This window comes from Allosphingosinicella sp. (assembly GCF_036387215.1).
GTDB lineage: Bacteria > Pseudomonadota > Alphaproteobacteria > Sphingomonadales > Sphingomonadaceae > Allosphingosinicella.
In genome coordinates this window covers 1-5,520 of sequence record NZ_DASVUE010000158.1, presented here as the reverse complement: position 1 = coordinate 5,520, position 5,520 = coordinate 1, and the positions used below count along the sequence as shown (strand labels likewise).

At 68.3% G+C, this 5,520-nt stretch carries 5 protein-coding genes; all 5 read right to left on the bottom strand.

Going from position 1 to position 5,520, the window contains the following annotated elements:
• The coding region (locus VF662_RS06285) for a UDP-N-acetylmuramoyl-tripeptide--D-alanyl-D-alanine ligase (RefSeq protein WP_464138957.1) at positions 1 to 1,044 on the bottom strand (1,044 nt) is incomplete at its 3' end.
• The gene (locus tag VF662_RS06280; protein WP_464138956.1) at positions 1,041 to 2,456 is read right to left on the bottom strand and encodes a UDP-N-acetylmuramoyl-L-alanyl-D-glutamate--2,6-diaminopimelate ligase; all 1,416 of its coding nucleotides are present in this window, start codon (positions 2,454 to 2,456) and stop codon (positions 1,041 to 1,043) included. The genes VF662_RS06280 and VF662_RS06285, both read right to left, overlap by 4 nt.
• A gap of 3 nt (positions 2,457 to 2,459) precedes the next feature.
• Complete coding sequence (locus VF662_RS06275; RefSeq protein ID WP_464138955.1) at positions 2,460 to 4,154, bottom strand: peptidoglycan D,D-transpeptidase FtsI family protein; 1,695 nt, start codon at positions 4,152 to 4,154, stop codon at positions 2,460 to 2,462.
• Positions 4,151 to 4,852, bottom strand: a complete 702-nt coding sequence (locus VF662_RS06270; RefSeq protein ID WP_464138954.1) for a hypothetical protein — start codon at positions 4,850 to 4,852, stop codon at positions 4,151 to 4,153. The genes VF662_RS06275 and VF662_RS06270 overlap by 4 nt, the downstream gene beginning before the upstream one ends.
• The coding region (rsmH, locus tag VF662_RS06265) for a 16S rRNA (cytosine(1402)-N(4))-methyltransferase RsmH (RefSeq protein WP_464138953.1) at positions 4,849 to 5,520 on the bottom strand (672 nt) is incomplete at its 5' end. The genes VF662_RS06270 and rsmH, both read right to left, overlap by 4 nt.

The window sequence follows — 5,520 nt, the reverse complement described above, 5'->3', positions numbered from 1 at the left end:
GGTCGCCCGCATCGAGGAAGGATTGGCGTTGTAGCTTTCGTCGATCAGCAGCGCCTCGCCGCCCCGAACGGCGACCCGATGCCGCTCCCCGCGCCCCTTCAGCCCCGGCAGGTCGGCGAGCGCAAGGCCGGCGGCTGCAAGGTCCCCGCCCATCGCCTCGACCGCCCCCAGCACCGCAAGCGAATTCGACACCCAGTGATCGCCCGGCTGCGAGATAGTGTAGGTGAGCTCGGCATCCGGGAGCACGGCGCTTACAATCGTGCCGCCGCTTGAAGACGGCATCGCTTCGCGGGCCCAGATGTCGGCTCCTTCGGAGAGGCCGAAGGTGACGATCCGGTGCGCGTGAGGCTCGGCGGCGGCGATCAGCCGGTCGCGATGCGGGCTGTCGAAGGGGATGAGGGCGATCCCGCCCTTTTGCAGCCCCTGGAAGATCTCGCCCTTGGCGTCGGCGATCTCCTCCTCGCTGGAAAAGAATTCGCGGTGCGCCGAGGCGATTGCAGTGACGATCGCCACGTGCGGCCGGACGAGCCTGGTCAGCGCCGCAAGCTCGCCGGCATGGTTCATGCCCATCTCGAACACGCCGTAGCGGGCTTCCCGCGGCATGCGGGCGAGCGAGAGCGGGACGCCGGTGTGGTTGTTGTAGCTTTTCACCGAACGGTGCGCCCGCCCCGGCGCCGATCGTGCCAGCGCCGCATAGAGCGCTTCCTTGGTGCCGGTCTTGCCGACCGAGCCGGTGACTCCGCAGATGCGGGCATCGCTTCGGTCCCGGGAGGCGCGGCCGAGGGCGTTCAGAGCCTCCGTGGTGTCGGCGACGCGGACGTGAGGCTGGCCGATCTCCTCGCTGACGAGAGCGCCGGCAGCGCCCGAGGCGAACGCCTTGTCGAGGAAGCGATGGCCGTCGGTCAGCTCCCCCTTCATCGCAATGAAGAGATCGCCCGCGCCGATCTCGCGGGAATCGAAGGCGACGCCGTTCGCGTCGAAGGCGCTCGAGGCGGTTCCGCCGGTGGCGTGGGCGATCTCCTGGGAGGTCCAGAGCGGGCTCATGCCGCGCACTCCCTTGCGACTGTCACATCGTCGAACGGCAGCACCTTGTCCCCCACGATCTGGCCCTGTTCGTGACCCTTGCCGGCGAGGAGGATAATGTCGTCCGGGCCCGCTTCGGCGACGGCGGCGGCGATCGCTTCGCGGCGGCCGGGCACTTCGCGGGCGCCCGGCGCACCGGCGAGGATGTCGCGGCGGATCGCGGCGGGGTCCTCGCTTCGGGGATTGTCGTCGGTGACGATGACGAGATCGGACATCCGGACGGCGACCGCCCCCATTTGCGGGCGCTTGCCGACATCCCGGTCGCCGCCCGCGCCGAAGATGGTGATGAGGCGGCCCCGCGCGTGCGGGCGAAGCGCCTCGATCGCGCTTTCCAGCGCATCCTCGGTGTGGGCGTAATCGACGTAGACGGGCGCGCCAGAGCGGGTGATCACCGCCCGCTCCAGCCGGCCGCGAACCGGCTGCACCCGGGAGAGGTTGGCGAGGGTCGGTTCGAGCTCTGCCCCGGTCGCAAGCACCAAAGCGGCGGCAGTGAGCGTGTTGGCAGCCTGATAGGCGCCGATCAGCGGGATGTTGAGGACGTGCCTTTTGCTGTCCGCCTCGATCGTCAGCTGCTGGCCGAGCTGGCTTGGAGCGCGGTCGATGAGGCGAAGCGTCTCACCCTGACGGCCGACGGTGAGGCGGCGGATGCCCCTCGCCTCGCAGCGCCGTGCGACTTCCCCCGACTTCGGGTCGTCCGCCCAGATCACCGCGGTGCCGTCGGGTTCCAGGACTTCGGAGAAGAGGCGCATCTTGGCCCTGAAATAGGCCTCCATCGTGCCGTGATAATCGAGATGGTCGCGGGTGAAGTTGGTGAAGGCGGCGGCGCGGACGGGCAGCCCCTCCGTCCGATATTGCGAGAGGCCATGGCTTGAGGCCTCGAACGCCGCGTGAGTGACGCCTTCGCGGGCGAGGCCGGCCATGTTGGAGAGGAAGGTGACGATGTCAGGCGTGGTGAGGCCGGTCGTCACCTGATCGTCGGCGGTGGTGACCCCGAGGGTCCCGATCGAAGCGGCATGGTGGCCGGCCATCCGCCACAGCTGGCGGGTGAGCTCGACGTTGGACGTCTTGCCGTTGGTGCCGGTGACTGCGACCACAGTCTTCGGAAAGGGCTGGAAGAATTTGGCGGCGAGGCGGGCGAATTCGCGGCGCGGCTCATCGGCGGCGAGGTGCGGTGCTCCGTTCACTTCGGCTTCGGCGCGGGCAACGACGGCAACCGCGCCGGAGCTCACCGCCTCGGGGATGAAGTCCTCGCCGTTGAACCTGGTGCCGCGGAAGGCTCCGAAGACGGTGCCGGGAGCCACCTTGCGGTGATCGATCGCGAAGCCCGTGACCTGAGAATCCGAATCGATCCCCGCAAGGTCGCGAAGGCGCATCGATCAATGTTCCTTGGCGTGGACGAAGGGCAGGACCTCGGAGAGGTTCGCATCGCGGCGCTCGTCGGGACGGATGCCGAGCATCGGGCCGATCCGGCTCACGACCTTGGACACCACGGGAGCCACGTTCCAGCCGGCGGTGTGGAAGCCGTAGGTGTCCTTGGTCGCCTTGGGATCGTCGAGCATCGCGATGATTACATAGCGCGGCTCGTCCATCGGGAAAACGCCCGCGAAGGTGGTGACGACGGCGCTTCCGGTATAGCGGCCGCCGACGATCTTCTCGGCGGTCCCGGTCTTGCCGCCGATCCGGTAGCCCGGCGCGTCAGCCTTCTTGCCGGTGCCGTGGGTGACGACCAGCCGGAGCAGCGAGCGCATCTTGTAGGACGTCTCCTCGCTGAAGACCCGGCGTCCCTGCGGCACCGAATGGCCCTTGCCGGCCTTGAGCAAGGTCGCCGGGCGCCACACGCCGCCGTTGAACAAGGTGGCGTAGCCGGTGGCGAGGTGAAGCGGAGTGACCGCGATGCCGTGGCCGAAGCCGACCGTCATCGTCGCCGCCTCGCCCCAATTGTTGCCGGGCGTCAGAGTGCGGCCGCGCTCCAGCAATTCGATCGACACCTTTTCGAGGAACCCCATCTTGCGGAGGAATTCCTTCTGCCGGACGCCGCCGAGCTGGGCAGCGATCTGGGCGGTGCCGATGTTCGAGCTTTCCTTCATGATCTCGGCGACCGAGCAGGGCCGGCCGAACGGATGGGTGTCGGTGATCGTGTGGTTGCCGACGTTGAGGCCGCGCGGGCACGGATACATCTGGCCGAAGCTCTTCACGATCCCTGCGTCCATCGCCATCGCGACCGTGAACGGCTTGAAGGTCGAACCAAGCTCGTAGACGCCGAGGGTTGCCCGGTTGAAGCGCGCGTCCATGGAACCCTGGCCAGGAACGTTGGGATTGAGCTCGGGAAGCGAGGTCATCGCAAGCACTTCGCCGGTCTTCACGTCCATCACCACGCCGGACGCGCCGATCGCGCTGAAATTCGCCATTGCCGCGCCGAGCTCGGCCTCGAGCGCCTGCTGGACGCGCGCATCGATCGAGAGCTCGACCGGCGCTCCGCGCAGCGCCGGGCTGGACAGCCGCTCGTCGAGCGCGCGCTCGATGCCGGCATCGCCGTGGCCGTCGAGGTTGGTGAAGCCGAGGACGTGCGCGGCAAGACCCATGTTCGGATAGAGGCGCTCGGGCTCGCGGGAGAATTCAATGCCGGGCTCGCCGAGCGCGTTCACGGCGGCGACCAGCTCGGGGACTGCGCGGCGGCTCAGGTAGAAGAAGGTCTTCCCCGATTTCAGGATGCGCAGATATTCGGCCTCGCTCCGCTCCGGCATCAGCTCGGCAAGCTTCGCCGCAAGCTCCTCGGGATCGGTCAGGAGCCGGTTCGGGTGGACTGCGATCGACCAGGCGTCGATCGTGCTCGCGAGCCGGACGCCGTTCCGGTCGACGATGTCGGCGCGGGCGGGAATGAGAGGATTTCCGGCCGCGGCGGAGGACCGGTCGGTGAAGATCTGGAGCATCACCAGGCGCAGCACGATGATGAAGGTGACGCCGGCGAGCACCAGCATCATCAGCATCAGCCGGTGGTAGGTGAGAGCCAGGGCCTTCTGCTGCTGCGTCGGCGCCTTCACCCGCGCCGGGATTGCCGCCATCGCTGTCATCGGCCGGCGGAGCTTCCCTTGGTTTCGGCCTTGGCGGCGGCGCGGATGTCGGCGACGAGATCGTTGTCGATCAGCGCCGGCTTCTTCTTCGCGGTCTTGGCCACGGGAGCGGCATCGGCGAGCTTCTTCGCGGGCGCGGCGGCGGGCTTGGCCTCCGCCAGCTTCTTCCTGGGCTCAGGCGCGGGCTTCACCTCCGCCTTCGCCGCCAGCTTCGGCTGCGCGGGCACTCCGACGAGCGGCTTCTCCTCCGGCAGGACGATCGACGCCTGGTGAACGAGCGAGGGCTCCCGGGCGGCCGGAGCGGGGGCGGAAGCGAGCTGCACGGGCGCGGCGATCTTCGAAGCCGGCGCCGGCGCAACGTCCGCCGAAGCCATCTGCACCTGCACCCGGTCGGCGACGGGCCGCTCGGTCCGATCGAAGCGGGCAAGCGTCATCTCGCTGTCGACGAACTGGTTGGCGGCGGGAGCTGAAAGCGCCAGCACATGCGCGTTCCAATTCTCGAGCTGCTGCAGGCGTCCGCGCGTGCCGAGCTCCGTCTGGAGCGTCCGAATATCGCGCTTCGCCATCACGATGCGCCATTCCAGCTTCTTCAGCTCGGCGCGCTCTGCGGCGACGTTGAGCGAGAGCATGTAGCAGGCGAGAGCCGCGGCGGCGACGCCCGCGACCCAACCGACGGGCTTGAAACCCCGTGCCATCATGAGGGCATTCCTTTGTACGCTTGAGACCAGGGGGAAGCGGAGGTGCGGCGCGCGACGCGGAGCGTCGCCGAGCGGGCGCGCGGGTTTGCCTTCAATTCGGCCTCGCCGGCGCGGACGGGCCTCGCCACGTCCTCGAAGCTCGGGGCCGGGCCGTCATTGGCCTGAACCGGAAGATGGCGCGAGCCGGCGGGGACCGCACCGCTACGCTCGCGCAGGAAACGCTTTACAACACGGTCCTCGAGGCTGTGGAAGGTGACAACAGCTAAGCGGCCGCCCGGACGCAACACTGACTCGGCGGCGGCAAGCCCACCTTCCAACTCCTGAAGCTCTTCGTTCAAATGGATCCGGATCGCCTGGAAGGTCCGCGTCGCCGGATCCTTCTTCATGCCTGGATGGTGGCCGAGCGCCTTGCGGACGATCGCTGCGAGCTGCCCGGTCCGCTCGATCGGGCGCGCTGCAACAATCGCGCGGGCGACTCGGCGGGACTTCGGCTCCTCGCCATAATGGTAGAGAACATCGGCAATCTCTTCTTCCGACGCCTCGTTGAGGAAATCGGCGGCGCTCCGGCCTTCCTGGGCCATGCGCATGTCGAGCGGCCCGTCGGCCTGGAACGAAAACCCCCGCTCCGGCCGATCGAGCTGCATCGACGAGACGCCGATATCGAGGGT